The organism is Spiroplasma phoeniceum P40 (assembly GCF_003339775.1).
In the GTDB taxonomy this organism is placed as follows: Bacteria; Bacillota_I; Bacilli_A; order Mycoplasmatales; family Mycoplasmataceae; genus Spiroplasma; species Spiroplasma phoeniceum.
Genome location: NZ_CP031088.1, coordinates 1 through 19,841 on the forward strand (window position 1 = coordinate 1; position 19,841 = coordinate 19,841).

Here is a 19,841-nt window from a genome sequence, read left to right on the forward strand (position 1 = left end):
TTTTCCACATCTTTTATTTATAATTAATAACGATGAAAACTATTGGAGATGAAATTAATGAACACAAAAGAATTATGGATTGAAGTTAAAGAAATATTATCTCGTGATGAATCAGTTTCCCCAGAAATTTACAACTACTATATTAGTGACGCAAACTTATATACTGTATCTGATAATAACTGCTTAATTACAACAAAATCAGAAATTGCAATTGGTGTTTTTGAAGCAGGATTAAATGAAAAAATTAAAAATATCTTAAAAAAACTGACTGGAATCCAATATAATATTTCTTTTGAATTAGAAAAAAATATTAATAAACAAGCATCTGTAATTAGTAAAATTGATACATTAACAGAAAACAATAACATTGCTTATTATGAAAATTATACTTTTGAAAATTTTGTTCGTGGAGATTCTAATCATGAAGCAATGCAAGCAGCTTTAGCAGTTGCTCTAGATCTTGGAAAAAAATGAAATCCATTATTCATATATGGAGACTCTGGACTAGGAAAAACACATTTATTACACGCAATTGAAAATAAGGTAAATGAAATTTATAAAACAAATAACCGAGTAAAATATTTAAAAGCTGATGAGTTTGGAAAAATTGCTATGGATATTTTAAATCAAGGACATGAAATAATTGAAGCTTTTAAAACATCTTATGATATTTACGACTGTTTATTAATTGATGACATACAATTATTAGCAAAACGCAATAAAACAAATGAATTATTTTTTCATATTTTTAACTCATATATTGAAAAAAATAAACAAATTGTAATTACTTCTGATAAATATCCTGATGATCTAGGTGGTTTTGAATCTAGAATTATTTCTCGTTTTTCATATGGTTTAAGTATTGGTTTAGATTCACCAGATTTTGAAACAGCTCTTAAAATATTAGAACAAAAACTAAAACATCAAAATAACTTAGGATTATTTTCAGAAGAATCACTAGAATTTATTGCTTTAAATTTTAACAGTGATGTTAGAAAGTTAGAAGGAGCAATTAAGCGATTATTATTTTTAGCTGTTATGAACAAAAAACCAAATGAAATTATTACATTAGTTGATGTTGAAAAAGCATTTAAAAATGCTCCTCTGCAAAACAATGAAAAAATTACCCCTAAAAAAATTAAACAAATTGTTGCTGATAATTATAATATTACTATCAAAGCAATGATGAGTAAATCACGAGTTAGTAATGTAATGCAAGCACGACAATTAGCAATGTATTTTTGTCGAACATTATTAGATGAACCATTTACAAGAATTGGAACTGAGTTTGGTGGTAAAGACCACACAACTGTTATGAATAGTGTTAAAAAAGTTGAAGCACATATTAGCACAAACAAAGAATTTAAACATTTAGTAAATGCAATTCGTAGAAAAATTGAAGGAAAATAGCACAATGTTTTCCACGCTTGTTTTTTAATAAAAAATAATATTATTTAAAACTTTATCAAGTTTTCCACATTTTCTACATTATAATAGTAATAAATAAAAAACAATATTTTAACAATAGTATATAATTATTTATATATTACAGAATATACTAAAGTAAGGAGTAACAAAATGATTGTAAACATTAAAAGAGATAAAATATTAGATGAATTATTGAAAGTAAGTCGAATAATTTCTCAAAAGACTTTAATTCCTTCACTACTAGGAATTTTAATTGAAGTTAAAAAAGACAAAATTACTTTTACTACTTCTGATGGTGATACATCAATTAAATCAGAAATTATGGGCACTGATTTAAGTATTACTCGAATTGGAAGTGTCTTAATTAAAAATAAATTTATTGTTGAAGTTATTCGTAAAATTGAAGATGAATTTATTACTTTGGAAGTAGTTGAGGGTAATTTAATTAAAATCAAAGCAAGTAATTTTGATTCAGTTTTAAATACATTAAACTCAGCAGATTATCCACATTTATCATTTGAAACAGAGGGTAAAGAAATAAAATTTACAAGTATAGTATTAAAAGAAATTATTTCACAAACAAGTTTTGCAATTGGAGAAAAAGAAAAAAGAATAGTTTTTAATGGTTTAAATATTAAAACAGATCAAAATAATAAAGAATTAATAATTACTGCCACTGATTCATTTCGATTATCATGTAAAAAGATTGCTTATAGTAATAATTATAATTTTGATGTTATTATTCCTGGAAAATTTATTAATGAAATTGGTCGTTTAATTTCAGAAAATGACCAAGAAATTAAAATGAAAATTACTGATAAGTCAGTTAGTGTTATTATTAATAATACAATTGTTCAAACAAAAATTATTGAAGGAAAATATCCTGATACAAGTAAAGTTATTCCAACTTTCTTTAATACTTCATTAACAATCAATAATCGTGAACTAATTAAAATTATTGAGCGAGCTAGTGTTTTATCAAATGAGGCGATGACAACAATTGTTACATTAAAAATAAAAGAACAAAAAGTTTTAGTTACTTCATTTACTCAAGAAATTGGTAACACAGAAGAAGAAATTAAAGATTTTAAAGTTGAAGGAGCAGACCAAACAATTGCTTTTAATTCAAAGTATATTTTGGATGCTTTAAAAGCCTTTAAAACAAAAAAAATTATAATTAAAATGATTGATGAAACAAAACCATTAATTATTACTGCTAATGATGATCCAACATTACAACAATTAGTTTTACCAATTCGATCATATTAAAAACTCATTATTGAGTTTTTTTATTTTATAACTTTTTTATAGGGTTAAATTAGACACTAAAAATATAAAAATATTTTTTAGAATATTTAAAAATATATTTGATAATTTAGCCCTAAAATTAGGTAATAATGGTAAAATAAAAGAAAGCAGAAATGGAGAGAATTATTTATGAATGATAATTATAATTCAGAATCAATTCAAATTTTAGAAGGTTTAGAAGCAGTTCGAAAACGACCAGGGATGTATATTGGGGCGACAAATGCTAGAGGCTTACATCATTTAGTTTGAGAAATTGTTGATAACTCAATTGATGAAGTTTTAGCTAATTTTGCTAATAAAATTAAAATTATCATTAATAAAGATGAATCAATTACAGTTGTTGACAATGGCCGTGGAATTCCAATTGAAATTCATCCAAAAACAAAAGTTTCAACATTAGAAACTGTTTTTACTATTTTACATGCAGGAGGAAAATTTGATTCAAATACATATAAAATTTCTGGTGGCTTACATGGAGTAGGAGCCAGTGTTGTTAATGCTTTAAGTAAATATTTAAAAGTTAAAGTTAGAAAAAATAATAAAAAATATGTAATGGAGTTTCATAATGGTGGTCAAATTTTAACACCAATTAAAGAAGTTGGTTCAACTTCAGAAACTGGAACAACAGTAACTTTTTTACCAGATGAAAAGATTTTTAAAGAAATAACAATTTTTAGTTTTTCAACAATTCAAAATCGAATTAAACAATTAGCTTTTTTAAATAAAGGATTAGAAATATCATTAGTTGATTTACGAGAAGATGATGAAGAAAAAATGGTTGTTTATCAATTTAATAATGGAATTAAAGATTATGTTTTAGAATTAAATAAAACAATTGGTACACCACTAAACGATGTTTTTTATGTTGAAGGAATAGAAGATAATATTGTTGTTGAATTTGGGTTACAATATAATGACAATTATTCAGAAAATATTTTTTCTTTTTGTAATAACATTAATACCCATGAGGGTGGAACCCACGAAGAAGGTATTAAATTAGCCATTGTTCGTGAAATAAATAATTATTTTAAAAATATTAATAAAAATAATAAAGGTAACGAAGATAAATTTACTTGAGATGACATTAAAGAAGGAATGACAACAATAATTTCTATTCGTCATCCGGATCCGCAATATGAAGGTCAAACTAAAAAAAAGTTAGGAAATAGTGAAGTTAAAAAAATTGTTTCTAATATTGTTGGAAAAGGATTAAGTAGTTATTTGTTAGAAAATCCAGAAGATTCAAAAAAAATTATTGAAAAAATAAGTTTATCATTAAAAGCAAGAATTGCTGCACAAAGTGCAAAAGAAACAACACGTCGTAAGACCGTAATGGATAGTTTTTCATTACCAGGTAAATTAGCAGATTGTGAAACAAAAGATTCTAAAATAGCTGAACTTTATATTGTTGAAGGGGATTCTGCCGGTGGAAGTGCTAAATCTGGTCGAAATCGAAAATTTCAAGCAATTTTACCATTACGAGGAAAAATTTTAAATGTTGAAAAAGCAAAACAAATTAAAATATTTGAAAATAATGAAATTAATTCAATTATTACCTCATTAGGAGCAGGTATTAAAGATAATTTTAATGATAAAAAATTACGTTATCAAAAGGTAATTATTATGACTGATGCTGATGTTGATGGTGCACATATTCGAATTTTATTATTGACATTTTTTTATCGTTATATGAAAGATTTGATTGAAAATGGCAATATTTATATTGCTCAACCACCACTATACAAAATTCAAAATGGTAATCAGATTGAATATGCTTATAGTGATAATGAATTAGAACTTTATAAAGAAGAATTATTAAAACAAAATAAAAATTATACAATTCAACGTTATAAAGGATTAGGAGAAATGAATCCAGAACAATTATGAGAAACAACAATGGATCCAGAACAGCGTTTATTATTGAAAGTTTCTGTTAATAATGCATTTGAAGCAAATTTAATTTGTAATGAATTAATGGGTGAAAATGTTGAACCACGAAAAAAATTTATTCGTGAAAATGCAAAATATGTTAAAAATTTAGATGTCTAGAAGGGAGATATAATGATGAAATCAGAAAATGATGGATATGATTATGATGGTAAAATTCGTGATATTGATATTGCTGATGAAATGAAAAATGGCTTTTTAGATTATGCAATGTCAGTTATTGTTTCACGTGCAATTCCTGATGTTCGTGATGGATTAAAACCAGTTCATCGCCGTATTATTTATGCAATGTGAGATTTAAAAATGACTTACGATAAACAACATAAGAAATCAGCTCGAATTGTTGGTGAAGTAATTGGGAAATATCATCCCCATGGTGATACTGCTGTTTATGAAGCAATGGTTCGGATGGCACAAGATTTTTCTTATCGTTATCCTTTAATTGATGGGCATGGAAATTTTGGTTCAATGGATGGTGATGCTCCAGCGGCAATGCGATATACGGAAGCAAAAATGAGTAAAATTGCTGGTGAACTAATCAAAGATATTGAAAAAGAAACAACAATTTTTATTGACAATTATGATGGCAGTGAAGAAGAACCGACTTTTTTACCAGGATATTTTCCAAATTTATTAGTTAATGGTGCTAGTGGAATTGCTGTTGGAATGGCAACTAATATTCCACCTCATAATTTAAATGAAGTAATTGATGGTGTTATTGCGGTAACAAAAAATCCTGAAATAACAACTGTTGAATTAATGAAAATTATTAAAGGACCTGATTTTCCAACAGGAGCATTAATTACGGTTGGAAACGGCTTAATTAAAGCTTATGAAACAGGGAATGGAGCAATTACAATTCGTTCAAAAATTGATATTGAAGAAAATAATAATAAAAGACGAATTATTGTGTCAGAGATTCCATATCAAATTAATAAAGCAAAATTGTTGGAACGAATTGCAGAATTAATTCGCGACAAAATTATTAATGGAATTAGTGATCTTCGTGATGAATCAAACATGGAGGGAGTTCGTATTGTTTTAGAATTAAAACGTGATGCTCAAGAAAATGTTATTTTAAATAAGTTATATAAATTAACACCACTTCAAACTAATTTTTCGTTAAATATTTTAGCATTATACAAAAACCAACCAAGAGTAATGGGTTTAAAACAAATTTTAAAATATTTTATTGAACATCAAATTGATATTATTATTAAACGTAGTCAGTTTGAATTAAAGAAAAATTGTAATCGTTTAATCATTTTAGAAGGATTAAAAATTGCGCTTGATAATATTAATGAAGTAATTACAATTATTAAACAATCACAAACAACACAGATTGCATCAAATGCTTTAATTAATAAATTTAATTTGGTAGTTGAACAAGCACGAGCAATTTTAGAAATGCGCTTACAAAGATTAACTGGATTAGAAATTGAAAAAATTATTAATGAAATTAAAGATATTAAAGTAGCAATAACTGAATTAGAAGAGATTATTAATAATAGTGAAAAACAAATTAACATTATGATTAAGGAATTAACAGAAATCAAGAAAAAATATGGTGATGAGCGGCGTAGTCACATTATTAAGGAAGAGTTAACAGAAATTGATCCAGAAGAATTAATTCGCCGGGAAGACATTTTAATTATGTTAACACAAGATGGTTATGTTAAACGAGTAGCTGATGATACTTTTAAATTACAAAATCGTGGTGGAAAAGGGATTATTGGTTTAGCAAATATTGAAGATAGTTTAAAAAAAATTATTAGTGCTAATAGTATTGACTCATTATTAATTTTTTCAAATTTTGGAAAAGTGTATAAATTACGAGCTTATCAAATTGAAACATATTCACGACATGCACGGGGGTTACCAATTATTAATTTAATCGCAATTGATAAAACAGAAAGCATTCAAACAATTATTGCTATAGATGAGTCAATTTCAAAAGAGGATAATTTATTTTTTGTGACAAAAAAAGGTCTTATTAAAAAAACAAAGATAAGTGAATTTAATCAAATTCGTCAAACAGGAAAAGTAGCAATTGAGTTAAAAGATAATGATGAATTAGTAAGCGTGATTATTACAAAAGGACATGATGATGTTATTATTGGAAATAATATTGGAAAAGTAATTCGATTTAATGAAGAAGAAATTAGGCCAATGACACGACAATCAGTAGGGGTTAAAGGAATTGCTAACGATGCTGTTGGAGAAACCATTGGAGTGAGTTCAGGACGGTATGGTAAATATGTTTTATCAGTAACTGAAAATGCTTATGCAAAAAAAACAGCAATTGAAGATTATCGTTTAACAGGACGAAATACTAATGGTGTTAAGTCAATGAACTTAACATATAAAACAGGATATTTAAAATTTGTTCAAGCTGTAAATGGTGATGAAGATATTTTAGTAGGAACAAAAAAAGGAAATATTATTCGTGTTTCGCTAGAACAAATTCCATTATTTGGTCGAACAACATCGGGTGTTAAAATTATGCGATTAGAACAAGGTGATAAATTAGAAGTTATTGAAATTTTAAAAAAGAAAATTATCATTGAAAGAGAAAGATAAAAATGTTAGATCAGAAAAAAATTGTTGAAAATTTTGACAAAATAATGAAGAAATTAAACCGCCGGCATGATGATTTTTCATATTTACAAGATATTAAAAAATTATCAGTTCAACGTCGCGAATTAATTGTTAAATCAGAAAAATTAAAAGAAAAACGAAATATTGAATCAAAAAAAGTTGGAATTTTAATAGCAGAAAAAAAAGACCAAGAAGTACAAACAATTAAAGAATTAATTAGTACTATTAAACAAGAAGTGGAAGTAATTGATGAACAACTAAATAAAGTTGAAGAAAAAATTAAAGCAATTTTAGAAGTTACGCCTAACGTTCCAGATGATTTAGTTCCTATTGGGAAAGATGAAAACGATAATGTGGAAATTCGTAAATGAGGTAAAATTCCAAATCATAAGAAAGTAAAAGAACATTGAGAAGTAGCGACAGCATTAGACTTAATTGATTTTGATCGGGGAACTAAAATATCAGGTTCACGTTTTGTAGTATATAAAGGAATGGGAGCTAAATTAGAACGTGCTTTAATGAACTTTATGTTAGATGAACATGCAAAACGAGATTATATTGAAATTGAACCACCAATTTTAGTACAACCACAAATTATGTATGGAACAGGAAACCTGCCAAAATTTAAAGAGGATTTATATTATATTGAAAAAGATAATTTATATTTAATTCCAACTGCAGAAGTACCAGTAACTAATTTATACCGTGAAGAAATTTTGGAGAAAGATCAGTTACCAATTTATCATACTGCTTATACACCATGTTTTCGTCAAGAAGCTGGTTCTGCTGGACGTGATACAAAAGGAATTATTCGTTTACACCAGTTTAAAAAGGTTGAAATGGTTAAGTTTACTACCGAAGAAGCTTCATTTGAAGAATTAGAAAAAATGGTATTAGATGCAGAAAATATTCTTCAATTATTAGAAATTCCATACCGTGTAATCTTGTTGTGTTCAGGTGATATGGGATTTTCTTCAACAAAAACATATGATGTAGAAGTATGAATGCCTGGTCAGAATAAATATCGGGAAATTTCGTCTTGTTCAAATTGTCTTGATTTTCAAGCACGTCGGATGAAATTACGTTATCGTGATGATAATAATGAAATAAAATATGTTCATACTTTAAATGGATCAGGTTTAGCAATTGATCGTTTAATTGCTGCCATTTTAGAAAATTATCAAAATGAAGATGGGACTATTACAATTCCAAAAAAATTGCAGCCTTATTTTCAAGGTCAAACTGTTATTGTTTAAAATGTTTCACGTGAAACATTTTAAACAGTCAAGGAAAAGAAAAACCAAAAAACTGCAATGTTTCACGTGAAACATTGCAGTTTTTAATAAATAAAAGATATGCAAAATAAAATTATATGCTATAATTACTTATGTCATTACAATAGTTACATTTGAAATTGGTCAGGACCGGAAGGTAGCAGCCATAAGACTAAGGGCTATGTGTAATGACATTTTTTATGATAAGGGTGAATTTATGACAGATACTACATTAATTTTCAATAAATTATATAAGTTATCACAACGAGCATATAAGAAAAAACATGTTCCAATTTCTGCATTAGTTGTTGACCAAAATGGTAAAATTATTGCCATTGGATATAATAAAACAACAAAAAATTCAGTAACAACACACGCTGAGATTTATGCTTTAAATCAAGCATGTCGAAAAAAACGAACAAATAAAATTAGTGATTGTTCAATATGAGTTACTGTTGAACCATGTATGATGTGCCTAGGAGCAATAATTAATTCAGGAATTAAAGTTATTAATTATTATTTATCAAATGAAAAATATGGTTTTTTAAAGTCTAATCATACTTTTGATGTTTCAAAATTAAAAGTTCAACATGTTAGAAAACATGAGGAAAATATGATTTTAAAAGATTTAATGAAGAAATTTTTTGAACAATTAAGATAGAATATTTTTAATTAAAGGAGTAAAATAAATTTGTTATAACATAATATTGGACGGGAGCATAAAAAATGGATTATATTTCTTTATATCGTAAATATCGACCAAATAATTTTGATAAAATTTTTGGACAAATTGAAATTAGAAAAGCTTTAAAAAATGCAATTATAAATAATACATTTTCGCATGCATATTTATTTTCAGGACCACGTGGGACAGGGAAAACTTCGATTGCAAAAATATTTGCAAAATCAATTAATTGTATTAATTTAGATAAAGGGAATCCGTGTAATGAATGTGCTAGTTGTCAGGAAATAAACCGCGCCGGAGCAGTTGATGTATTTGAAATTGATGCTGCTTCAAATAATGGTGTTGATGAAATTCGAGAAATTAGAAATAACGTTCAGTTACTTCCTACGATGACAAAATATAAAGTTTATATTATTGATGAAATTCATATGTTAACTAATTCAGCTTTTAATGCATTATTAAAAACATTAGAAGAGCCACCAAAACATGTTGTTTTTATTTTAGCAACAACTGAAAGTCATAAGATTCCTGCAACAATTATTTCACGTTGTCAACAATATAATTTTCGTAAGATCTCAAAAGTTGAATTAGAAAATAATATTATTAATATTTTACAAAAAGAGGAAATTAAATATGATTTGGCTGCGATTAAAGAAATTGCTCTTTTGGCTGATGGTAGTGCTCGCGATTCATTAAGTATTTTAGAACAAGTAATTATGTTTTCTGATCGAAATGTTACCTTAGAAAATGTAAATATTATTTTTGCAACAGTTTCAAAAACCATTAAATTAAAATTATTAAAAGATATTTTAGAATATAAAACAACAGAAGTTTTAATGGCTAGTAAAAAAATTTATCAATCAGGTTCTGATTTTGAAATTTTAACATTAAATTTATTAGATATTTTAAAAGAAATTTTTGAGTTTAAACAAACAAATAATTCAATTTTTTTAAATTTATTATCAGAAGAACAAGCAAAACAATTTGCTGAACAATTAAGTTCAAAAGAATTAATTATGTTACTTGATTTGTTTACTGAAGCAGCAAGCAAAATGCGAAATAGTAAAACACAAGAAATGTATTTTGAATTAATTTTATTAAAAGCTTTAGCAATTTTTGAAAATAATACTAAGAATTTACAGAATTTAAAATTAAGTGATTTAGTGATTTTAGAGCATACAGAGGAAAGAGAAATTAATCATGATAAAATAGAACAAATTTCTAAAAATATAGAAATAATAGAAAATAATTATGAAAAAGATCAAGTGATACCATTAAAAAACAATGATGAAATAATTCATTTAAAAGAACCGAAATTACCTAATAACCAACCATTATTTCATAATTTTTCATTATTTAATGATAAAGAACCTAATGATAGTTCTTTTAGTAACATAGAACAACAACAAGATAAAATAATATTAGATAAAAATGATCTTCAAACTAATTTTGAACAAACAAAGGAAAAAGAAAGTTTTCAGTCAGTTGGATCAGAGCAAATTTCTTATGGAAAAGAATTAGAAGGAATAACTGACTTACAAAAATATCGTGACGATATGAAAAATAAAGTTAATATCTATGAATTTTCTAATATTAATTATTCTAATAATCAAATTTTTAATATTTTAATTAAAGCTAGTAAAGAAAAGCGAGAAAAATTTAAAAATAAATTTATGGAATTAATTAACGAAAAAGGTAAAGTAGTTCAATTAGATAAATTAATTAGTTTCTATGATGTTAAATATGCGGCTGCATCAGAACAAGGACTGATTATTGTAACTAATACAAAACCAGAAGCAAATTGAATTAGTTTTGAAATGTGTAATTGAGAATTTCGCAATAAGATTTTCCAAGCATTTAATTTTGATTTTATTATTATTGCCTTAAGTGAAACTGAGTGAACTAGTGTTCGCAATGATTATGTTAAAATTAGACAAGCAAATAAATTACCAAAGCCAACATTAATTGATGTTGAAGAGTTTTACCAAAATTTATTAGTTAAACAAATTGATAACTATGAAGAACATAAAGATGTTCTTGAAACTGGTAAACAGATTTTTGATAACATTAAGATAGTAGAATAATTGATTGGAGATTTGAAATGAACTATGAAGAATTAATTATGGAATTAAAAACTATTTTATGTGTTGGTAAAAAGACTGCGGAAAGGATTTTTAATAAATTAATTATTAAACCATCATTATTGGAATCATTAGAGCATGTTTTTAATAAAATCAAAAATAATTATCATCAATGCTCAATTTGTTCAACATTAATGCAAAATAATGTTTGTTTGTTTTGCCATAATAATTTACGTGAACAAACAAAGCTTTGTGTTGTTAGCATTTTTTTGATATTATAAAAATTGAAGCAACAAAAGTTTTTAATGGAGTTTATAATGTTTTAAATGGTGAAATTAATGTAAAAAATGGCATTACACCAGATAAATTGAATTTTTCTGCGTTAGAATCCCGAATGAATGATAAAATTATAAAAGAAGTAATTATTGCTGTTGGTACTACTTTTGAAGGAGAAGTAAAAGCTCAATACTTAAAAACATTTTTGCAACCTTTTAATATAAAAATATCACTTAATATAAAAATATCACGTTTAGCCCAAGGGATACCAATTGGTGCTTCCTTAGATTATATTGATGAGGTAACATTAAAACAATCTTTATAGGGACGTAAAGATGTTTAAGAACAGGGAGTGTAATGATGCTATTTATAACATTAGAAGGAATTGATGGTTCTGGGAAAACAACGATTTCAAAATTATTAAAAGAAAAATTACGGTCAGAAGGATATCAAGTTGTTTTAACACGAGAACCAGGGGGCAATGAAATTGCTGAGCAAATTAGAAATGTTATTTTAAGTAAACATAATTTAGGAATGGACCCATGAACAGAAGCTTTATTATATATTGCTGCTCGTAGGCAACATGTTGTTGAAGATATTTTTCCGGCGTTAAAACGAGGAGAAATTGTAATTTGTGATCGTTTTATGGATTCTACTTCAGCATATCAAGGATATGCTCGTGGATTAGGAATTCGAACATTAGATGAAGTACAATCCATTGTTTTGGGCACAACAAAGCCAGATTTAACTCTTTTTTTTGATATTCAACCAACAATGGCAAGTGAAAGAATGAAAGTTCGAAATGAGGTTGAAATGAACCGTCTTGATTTAGAAAAAAATTCGTTTCACAAGAAGGTATATGAAGGGTATCAAGTTTTAATTAGTGAAAATGCAGATCGCATTAAAGTTATTGATGCTAGTAAACCAGTGAATGAAGTATTAGAACAAGTATATTATTATGTTGATGAAATTATTCAAAAAATAAAGGACAAAGAAAATGGATAATTTATTTACAAAAAATGATGTTGAGAAAATGACACTATTTAAAAATTTAATTTTAAAAAATAATTTATCAAATCAACTTTTGATTTCTTGCAATAATAAAGTTAAATTAGAAAAATTTACAACAGAAGTTATTAAATTTTTATTGTGTTTAAAAAAACAAGGAGAAGATTGTGAATGTGATATTTGTCACCGCATTAATAATAAAACTTATTATGATTTAAAAATTAAAGGTGATTTTGAAACAACAATCAAAAAAGAAGCAATTCAAGAAATTATTCAAACCTTTAATTATTCTGCGTTAGAACAAACAGGAATAAAAGTATATGTTATTAATGGTATTGATTTATTAACATTAGAAGCTGCTAATTCATTATTAAAATTTTTAGAAGAGCCTAGTAAAAATACATACGCTTTTTTGTTAACAACTAATAAAAAAAATGTTATTGATACTATTAAATCACGTTGTTTAAATATTATTTTAGAAAATACAACTGATTTATTAGAAGTTGATGATTTTAAAAATGAATTTATTTCTACTTTTTTTAACAATTTTGCAAGTAACTCGACAAATAACTTTATTCATATGCGTCAGTTAAATAATTATGATAGTGTTGAATGCCGCCAATTTTTTTTAGCAATTGCTAATGTTTTAAAAAAGAAAGAATGAGAAAAATATCAAATTACAAATCAAGATTTAATTCAAAAACTAAATCATAAAAATAGCAAGTTAATTGAAATTTGTTATACTATTGCCAATTTATTATTGGAAAATTTAAATAAAGAATTAATTTTAGAAAAGGGATTGATTGATTGATATAACGAGGTGTAAAGTGAAAGTTTTAAATGATTTATTAGATTATGAGGGAATTAAAATTAACCAACGAACTGATATGTTTAATTTTTCATTGGATACAGTCCTACTGGCTCGTTTTGCAACATTAAATACAAAAATAAAAAATATTTTAGATATTGGTACTAATAATGCGGTAATTCCGTTAATTTTATCAACTTTAACTTCAACACCAATTACTGGCATTGAATTGCAAAAAGAAGCTGTACAATTAGCAGAGGAAAATGTTGCATTAAATCATAAAATTAAACAGATTAAAATTATTCATAATGATATTAATGAATATGTTAAAACTAATGCTAATGTTAAATATGATTTAATTGTCTGCAATCCGCCGTTTTTTAAAGTTGATGGAGCAAAATTAAATGAAAAAAATAAATTATTAATTCCAGCACGCCATGAAACAGATGTCACATTAGAAGAGATTATTTTTGCTGCTAAGAAATTAGTTGCAAATCGAGGGTATTTTGCGATTATTCATCGTACAACAAGATTATTAGAAATTACTGCATTATTAATTAAGTATGGTTTTAATATTAAGCGACTACAATTTATTCATCCTTTTGTAGAAAGTGAAGCAAATAATGTTTTAATTGAAGCTCGTTTTCAAAGTGGGGCAGGCCTTATTGTTGAAAAACCAATCATTGTTCATAATAAGAATTATCATTATACAGAACAAGTTTTAAAATTATTTCGAAAATAGGTGATAGAAATGGAAACTAAACTTTTAAAACAGAATGAAAAATATGTTATCGGGGTGTCTGGTGGTCCGGATAGTATGTTTTTACTTGACAATATTTATAATAATTCAGAGTTAGATATTAATAATTTCATTGTATGTTTGGTAAATTACCAGAAGCGAAAAGATAGTGACTATGATGAACAAATTGTTGTTGAATATTGCCAAAAACGAAATATTAAGTTCTATGTAAAAAAAGTGACAGCGAAAGACTATGAACAGTATCAGACTAATTCTCATAATTTTCAAGCAGTTGCTCGTAGCATACGATATGATTTTTTTTTACAAATTAGTGAAAAATATTGTTGCCAGGGTGTTTTAATTGCCCATAATTTGACTGATCATATTGAAACATATATTTTGCAAAAACAACGAAATGCGATTTTTGAATATTATGGTCTAAATAAAACTAGTTATTATTATTCTCAATTATTTAACAAAAAACTAAAAATATTGAGGATTATGTTAGAAATATCAAGAGAAGAAATTATTGAATATTTATTTCATCAGCAAATTAATTATGCAATTGATTCAACTAATATCTTAGCGATTTATAATCGAAATATTATTCGTAATGAAATTCAGGATATTAATTTACAAGATATGTTATTAGAAATTGAGGAAAAAAATAAGGAAAATGAACAATTAAAGTTAGTTGCAAAAAATTATTTGATTGAAAATTTTGGGCAAATTAATGTTACTAGTTTTAATGCTCTTAATAATATTCAGTTGCAAAAAATTATTATTTTTAATTATTTTAAAATTAATAAGGTTGTTTATTTAATTAGGAATAAAAAAAGAAAGTTTTTAGATGAAATAATTAAGGAATTAAAAAGTTTAAAACCAAATATTATTCTTAAAATTAATTCAAGATATTCTTTAATTAAATCATATGATAATTTTGAAATTGTTAATACTGAACTTTTAGAATTAACAACAATTCAAATAACACCAACAACTGTATTACCAATAAAATGAAAAGAAAATATTATTAATTGGGGAACTAAAAATAAGTATGATTTTATGATAGCAGCAGCACAATGACCAATCACAATTACCAACGATTTATTTTTGCTAAGAAATGCAATGATTAATAAGATGCGTTTAAATCGTTGATTTATCAAAAATAAAGTACCGCTTTTAGCACGAAAAAGTTATTTTGTATTAGATAAGGATAATAACCTTATTTATGCGAATAATTTAGTTGATTTAAAAATTAATAAATTTATTAATAATACTTTAGCGGAAAAATACAATTTATTTTTTTTTATGATAAAATAGTCTAGAATTGGGTCATTGTTTCAAATGACCGAAAAAGATTAATTTTAAAAGTCTTAATAGAGAGGAAACAGTTATGAATAAAAAAAGAATGTGATTTGCAATTATAAGTTCATTAATTTTTATTGGTTTGATTATTTTAACAATTGTATTATGAACAAAATCAGATATTACAAAAATTAGCGAAGGAGATATGCAAAAAATTGGTAATACTCAAAAGTATAACAATCAAAATATTGATGAAATTACTATTAAGGCTAATGTTGGTAAAAATACTGTAGTTATGGAAGGAGTAATTCGATATTCTGAGGGTGGTGTTATCAAAACTGTTCGCTATAGTTCGGAATGAAACCGTGAAGGTTTTAGAACTTATACTTACAAGGGCGAAATACCAACAAATACATGAGATGAAAATTTTAAAAATAAATTAAAAGGTGGTTTTGTTTCAGTTGACCGTGAGTTTGTTCCAATGTGACAAGCGATGTTAATACAATTAGTACCATGATTATTAATAATGGGAATCGCCGTCTTTATGATTGCTCGTTTATCAAAAATGTCTGGTGGGATGTCAGGTGCTAATCCCTTTTCAATGGGGAAAAATAAAGCACGTCAAATTCAATCGACTGTTAAATTTTCTGATGTTGCAGGAATTAATGAAGAAAAAACAGAGTTAGTTGAGTTAGTTGATTATTTAAAGAATCCACAGAAATATTCAAGTATGGGTGCTCGTGCTCCAAAAGGAGTTCTAATGGAAGGACCACCAGGTACAGGAAAAACTTTATTAGCAAAAGCTGTTGCTGGAGAAGCTAGTGTTCCATTCTTTTCAATTTCAGGTTCTGAATTTGAAGAAATGTTTGTTGGAGTTGGTGCTTCAAGAATTCGTGAAATGTTTATTGCAGCTAAAAAAGCTGCACCATGTATCATTTTTATTGATGAAATTGATGCTGTTGGTCGAAAAAGAACTGTTTCAATTGGGAGTGGTGCTAATGAACAAACATTGAACCAATTATTAGTTGAAATGGATGGTTTTGGAACTAATACGGGAGTTATTGTTATGGCAGCAACAAACCGAGTTGATGTATTAGACTATGCCTTATTAAGACCGGGGCGTTTTGACCGCCAGATTCAAATTTCATTACCAGATATTAATGAACGAGAAGCAATTTTAAAATTACATGCTCGAAATAAAGCAGTTTCAACAGAGGTTGATTTTAGACGAATCGCGGAAAGAACGCCAGGATTTTCTGGAGCTCAATTAGAGAATGTTTTAAATGAAGCAGCAATTTTATGTGTTCGTAAGAATTTAAAAATTATTACTGTTAATATTATTGATGAAGCGATTGATCGTGTTGTTGGGGGACCAGCAAAAGAATCACGTAAATATTCAGTAATGGATAAAGATATTGTTTCTTATCATGAAGCTGGTCATGCTCTAATTGGTTTACGTTTAGAAGCAGCTAGCAAAGTTCAAAAAGTTACTATTATTCCACGTGGACAAGCAGGTGGTTATACAATTATGACACCAAAAGAAGAAACAATGTTTCATAGTAAAGAGAACTTATATGCGACAATTACTGGTTATTTAGGTGGGCGTGCATCAGAAGAGATTATTTTTGGAAAAACAAAAATAACAACAGGAGCACATGATGATTTAGAAAAAGCAACTAATATTGCACGTCATATGGTTACTGAATATGGAATGAGTTCTTTAGGATTAGTTCAATTTGAATCACCAAAAGATGAATATACTGGAACAAGAAAACGTTATTCAGAAGATATTGCGGCTAAAATTGATACTGAAGTTCGTAAAATTTTAGATGATTGTTATGTAACAGCAAAAGCATTAATTTCTGAAAATCGTAGTTTATTAAATTTAATTGCTGAAAGTTTAAAAATATTAGAAACAATTACGGCAGAACAAATTGAATATATTGATAAATATCATAAATTACCTGATGAAGTAATTCATGAAAAAGAACGTGCAGCAAAGCATAAAGAAAAAGAAGCAAAAGGTGAAATTTTAGAAGTTAAACCAAAAGAACGAAAAAAAGATCACCCAAAAGATGATAAAAATAATGATCCAAATAAGAAGTAGGCTAATTAAGTCTACTTTTTGTTTTACTTTTAACGATGATTATACTATAATTGCAAAGTAAAGAAATTTATAAAGGAGTTTAAAGGAATGGACAAAGCAACGAAAGCAATTAGTAATGTTCATAATGTTAAAATGACAGTTGTTGATGCAACTAAATCATTAAACGATATTATTAAATTACATGCAACTAATCCGCTTGCAACAATTGTGTTGTCAAGAGTTGTTCTAGCCACTATTTTAATTGGTAGTGATATGAAAAATGCAACTGATAAAATGACAAGTATTATTAATGGAAATGGTCCAATTGGAACGATTATGGCAGAATATACTGGTCATAAAGTACGAGGATTTTGTGCTAATCCACAATTTGATGTTGATGAAATTGATCGTGAACATAATGTTATTTCCCAAGTAGTTGGTACAAATGGTTATTTACGCGTAATGAAATATTTAGGAATGAAAGAAAGTTTCTCAGGTCAAATTCAATTAATTTCTGGTGAAATTAATTTAGATTTTACTTATTATTTAGCACAAAGTGAACAAATTAAATCAGTTATTGCATGTTCAATTAAAATGAATGAAGATAATACAATTGCAAAAGCAGTTGGTTTTTTCGCACAGTTGTTACCAGAACATAAAGAAGAAGATATTGACTATTTAGAAGAAAAAATTGAAAATTTAGAAAACATTAGTCATAAATTAATTGCTGAAGATAATTTAATTAATATTTTTAAACTAATTGATCAAAATGCCAAAGTGTTAGAAGTTGATGAAGTTAAATTTGAATGTAGTTGCTCATACGAAAAAGTTTTAGAATCAGCAAAATTATTAGGTAATGAGCAACTTAATGAAATTTTAATAAATAATGGTGAAATTGAAATTGCATGTGATTTTTGCCGCAAAAAATATCATATTAGAGCAAGTGATTTAAAAAGTTTACTTAAAGAATAACGGCAAGATATCAGGGCAAGATATCTTAAATAAGTTTATAAAATTATAATAATTTTGTTATGATATTATTATGATAAAAAATAATTGTAAAATGTATTTTAGTATTTAAAGGGGAGGCACAACACAAGATGGCTGAAATTAAAGATGTACCTAGTACAGACCAAACAAAACCACATGGAAAAGAAGCTAAAGCAAAAAAACCAAATGACAAAAAACCAAAAGAAAAAATTGATTATACTTCCGTTAAAAAATTTAAACAAAAGTTAAAAGAGCAAAAGAAACAAACAAAGTTATATTCAAAACGAATTATAAAAGGGGAAATTATTTCAACAACAAATAGTAAACCAGATACAAGTAAATATGTAATTGAACTAGTTGATGTGAAAAAATCATATATTACTGGGGAAGTTGAAACACCAGTTTTAAAAGGAATTAATTTAAAATTAGAAAAAGGAGACTTTATTGTTATTCTAGGTCCTTCTGGATCAGGAAAAACTACATTACTAAACATTATTTCAGGTTTAGATAAAGTTTCAAGTGGTGATGTTTTTGTTATTGGCTATAACTTATCGTTATTAAAAGATGTTGATTTAACAAAATTTAGACGAGATAATGTTGGTTTTATTTTCCAACAATATAATTTATTAACTAATTTAACTGCCAAAGAAAATGCTGAAGTTGGGGAAAATTTAAGTAAAAACAAAAATAAGGATATGACAATTAAAGATATTTTTGAGACAATTGGAATGGAAGAACAAATGAACAAATATCCTCACCAAATGTCAGGGGGACAACAACAACGGGTTTCAATTGCTAGAGCATTAGCAAAAAATCCAGATATCTTATTTGGTGATGAACCAACAGGAGCTTTAGATGAAGAAATGGGTCGAAAAGTACTTGAAATTTTAGTTGATGTTAATAAAAAATATAAAACAATGGTTATTATTGTTACGCATAACCCAAATATTGCTGATATTGCTAATACAGTTATTCATGTTCGTAATGGATTAATTGACCAAATTAAGAAAAATACACATCCAAAGAAACCAAGTGAAATTGATTGATCTTAATTTGTAAAACGCTATTATGTGTTTTACATTTTTTTATTAAAATTATTAGAAATATTTTTTAAAATAATAAAATAATTTTACAATATCTTTAATGAATTATTGAAATTTGTTACAATTAAAAAGAAGTTATCGTTTAACTATTTACTTACAAGTAATATTTATTAAGCAATATTTTTGTAAGGAGGAAATTCAGATGACAGATTGTAGGTTATCTTGCCATGCTTGTAAATGTTCATGTTCAGGTACAAACAGTGAT

The 19,841-nt window shown here is 26.4% G+C and carries 16 protein-coding genes and 1 other RNA gene; all 17 read left to right on the forward strand.

The window, feature by feature from the left end:
- The first annotated feature begins 48 nt into the window (after nucleotides 1–48).
- The 17 genes from dnaA (at nucleotide 49) to SDAV_RS00080 (ending at nucleotide 19,585) form a co-directional block, all read left to right on the forward strand.
- Nucleotides 49–1,410 carry a chromosomal replication initiator protein DnaA gene (gene dnaA, locus SDAV_RS00005; RefSeq protein ID WP_245938600.1) on the forward strand — a complete coding sequence of 454 codons (1,362 nt, stop codon included), beginning with the start codon at nucleotides 49–51 and terminating at the stop codon, nucleotides 1,408–1,410.
- Between the two features lie 168 nt (nucleotides 1,411–1,578).
- Nucleotides 1,579–2,697 carry a DNA polymerase III subunit beta gene (gene dnaN / locus SDAV_RS00010; protein WP_114564056.1) on the forward strand — a complete coding sequence of 373 codons (1,119 nt, stop codon included), beginning with the start codon at nucleotides 1,579–1,581 and terminating at the stop codon, nucleotides 2,695–2,697.
- A 168-nt stretch (nucleotides 2,698–2,865) separates the two neighbouring features.
- Nucleotides 2,866–4,785 (forward strand): DNA topoisomerase (ATP-hydrolyzing) subunit B, encoded by a 1,920-nt coding sequence (gene gyrB / locus SDAV_RS00015; RefSeq protein ID WP_114564057.1) that lies wholly within the window; start codon nucleotides 2,866–2,868, stop codon nucleotides 4,783–4,785.
- A 15-nt stretch (nucleotides 4,786–4,800) separates the two neighbouring features.
- Nucleotides 4,801–7,263 carry a DNA gyrase subunit A gene (gene gyrA / locus SDAV_RS00020; protein WP_114564058.1) on the forward strand — a complete coding sequence of 821 codons (2,463 nt, stop codon included), beginning with the start codon at nucleotides 4,801–4,803 and terminating at the stop codon, nucleotides 7,261–7,263.
- Between the two features lie 2 nt (nucleotides 7,264–7,265).
- A complete protein-coding gene (gene serS, locus SDAV_RS00025; protein ID WP_114564059.1) occupies nucleotides 7,266–8,537 on the forward strand; it encodes a serine--tRNA ligase in 1,272 nt (423 codons plus the stop codon).
- A 128-nt stretch (nucleotides 8,538–8,665) separates the two neighbouring features.
- Nucleotides 8,666–8,756, forward strand: an RNA gene (ffs, locus tag SDAV_RS00030) — signal recognition particle sRNA small type.
- Between the two features lie 16 nt (nucleotides 8,757–8,772).
- Nucleotides 8,773–9,216, forward strand: coding sequence for a deaminase (locus SDAV_RS00035; RefSeq protein ID WP_114564060.1), 444 nt, complete (start codon nucleotides 8,773–8,775; stop codon nucleotides 9,214–9,216).
- A 65-nt stretch (nucleotides 9,217–9,281) separates the two neighbouring features.
- Nucleotides 9,282–11,324, forward strand: coding sequence for a DNA polymerase III subunit gamma/tau (gene dnaX / locus SDAV_RS00040; RefSeq protein ID WP_114564061.1), 2,043 nt, complete (start codon nucleotides 9,282–9,284; stop codon nucleotides 11,322–11,324).
- 17 nt (nucleotides 11,325–11,341) lie between these two features.
- Nucleotides 11,342–11,602, forward strand: a complete 261-nt coding sequence (locus SDAV_RS12745) for a hypothetical protein (protein WP_245938430.1) — start codon at nucleotides 11,342–11,344, stop codon at nucleotides 11,600–11,602.
- A gap of 41 nt (nucleotides 11,603–11,643) precedes the next feature.
- A complete protein-coding gene (locus SDAV_RS12750; protein ID WP_245938562.1) occupies nucleotides 11,644–11,922 on the forward strand; it encodes a toprim domain-containing protein in 279 nt (92 codons plus the stop codon).
- A gap of 35 nt (nucleotides 11,923–11,957) precedes the next feature.
- A complete protein-coding gene (gene tmk, locus SDAV_RS00050; RefSeq protein ID WP_114564062.1) occupies nucleotides 11,958–12,602 on the forward strand; it encodes a dTMP kinase in 645 nt (214 codons plus the stop codon).
- Nucleotides 12,595–13,431 carry a DNA polymerase III subunit delta' gene (locus SDAV_RS00055; RefSeq protein WP_114564063.1) on the forward strand — a complete coding sequence of 279 codons (837 nt, stop codon included), beginning with the start codon at nucleotides 12,595–12,597 and terminating at the stop codon, nucleotides 13,429–13,431. The genes tmk and SDAV_RS00055 overlap by 8 nt, the downstream gene beginning before the upstream one ends.
- 1 nt (nucleotide 13,432) lies before the next feature.
- Nucleotides 13,433–14,155: a tRNA1(Val) (adenine(37)-N6)-methyltransferase gene (locus SDAV_RS00060; RefSeq protein WP_114564064.1), complete on the forward strand. Its 723-nt coding sequence runs from the start codon at nucleotides 13,433–13,435 to the stop codon at nucleotides 14,153–14,155.
- Nucleotides 14,156–14,164: 9 nt separating this feature from the next.
- The gene (tilS, locus tag SDAV_RS00065) at nucleotides 14,165–15,472 is read left to right on the forward strand and encodes a tRNA lysidine(34) synthetase TilS (RefSeq protein WP_114564065.1); all 1,308 of its coding nucleotides are present in this window, start codon (nucleotides 14,165–14,167) and stop codon (nucleotides 15,470–15,472) included.
- Between the two features lie 73 nt (nucleotides 15,473–15,545).
- Nucleotides 15,546–17,564 (forward strand): ATP-dependent zinc metalloprotease FtsH, encoded by a 2,019-nt coding sequence (ftsH, locus tag SDAV_RS00070; RefSeq protein ID WP_114564066.1) that lies wholly within the window; start codon nucleotides 15,546–15,548, stop codon nucleotides 17,562–17,564.
- Nucleotides 17,565–17,651: 87 nt separating this feature from the next.
- The gene (locus SDAV_RS00075) at nucleotides 17,652–18,515 is read left to right on the forward strand and encodes an Hsp33 family molecular chaperone HslO (protein WP_114564067.1); all 864 of its coding nucleotides are present in this window, start codon (nucleotides 17,652–17,654) and stop codon (nucleotides 18,513–18,515) included.
- 128 nt (nucleotides 18,516–18,643) lie between these two features.
- A complete protein-coding gene (locus SDAV_RS00080; protein WP_114564068.1) occupies nucleotides 18,644–19,585 on the forward strand; it encodes an ABC transporter ATP-binding protein in 942 nt (313 codons plus the stop codon).
- Nucleotides 19,586–19,841: the final 256 nt, after the last annotated feature.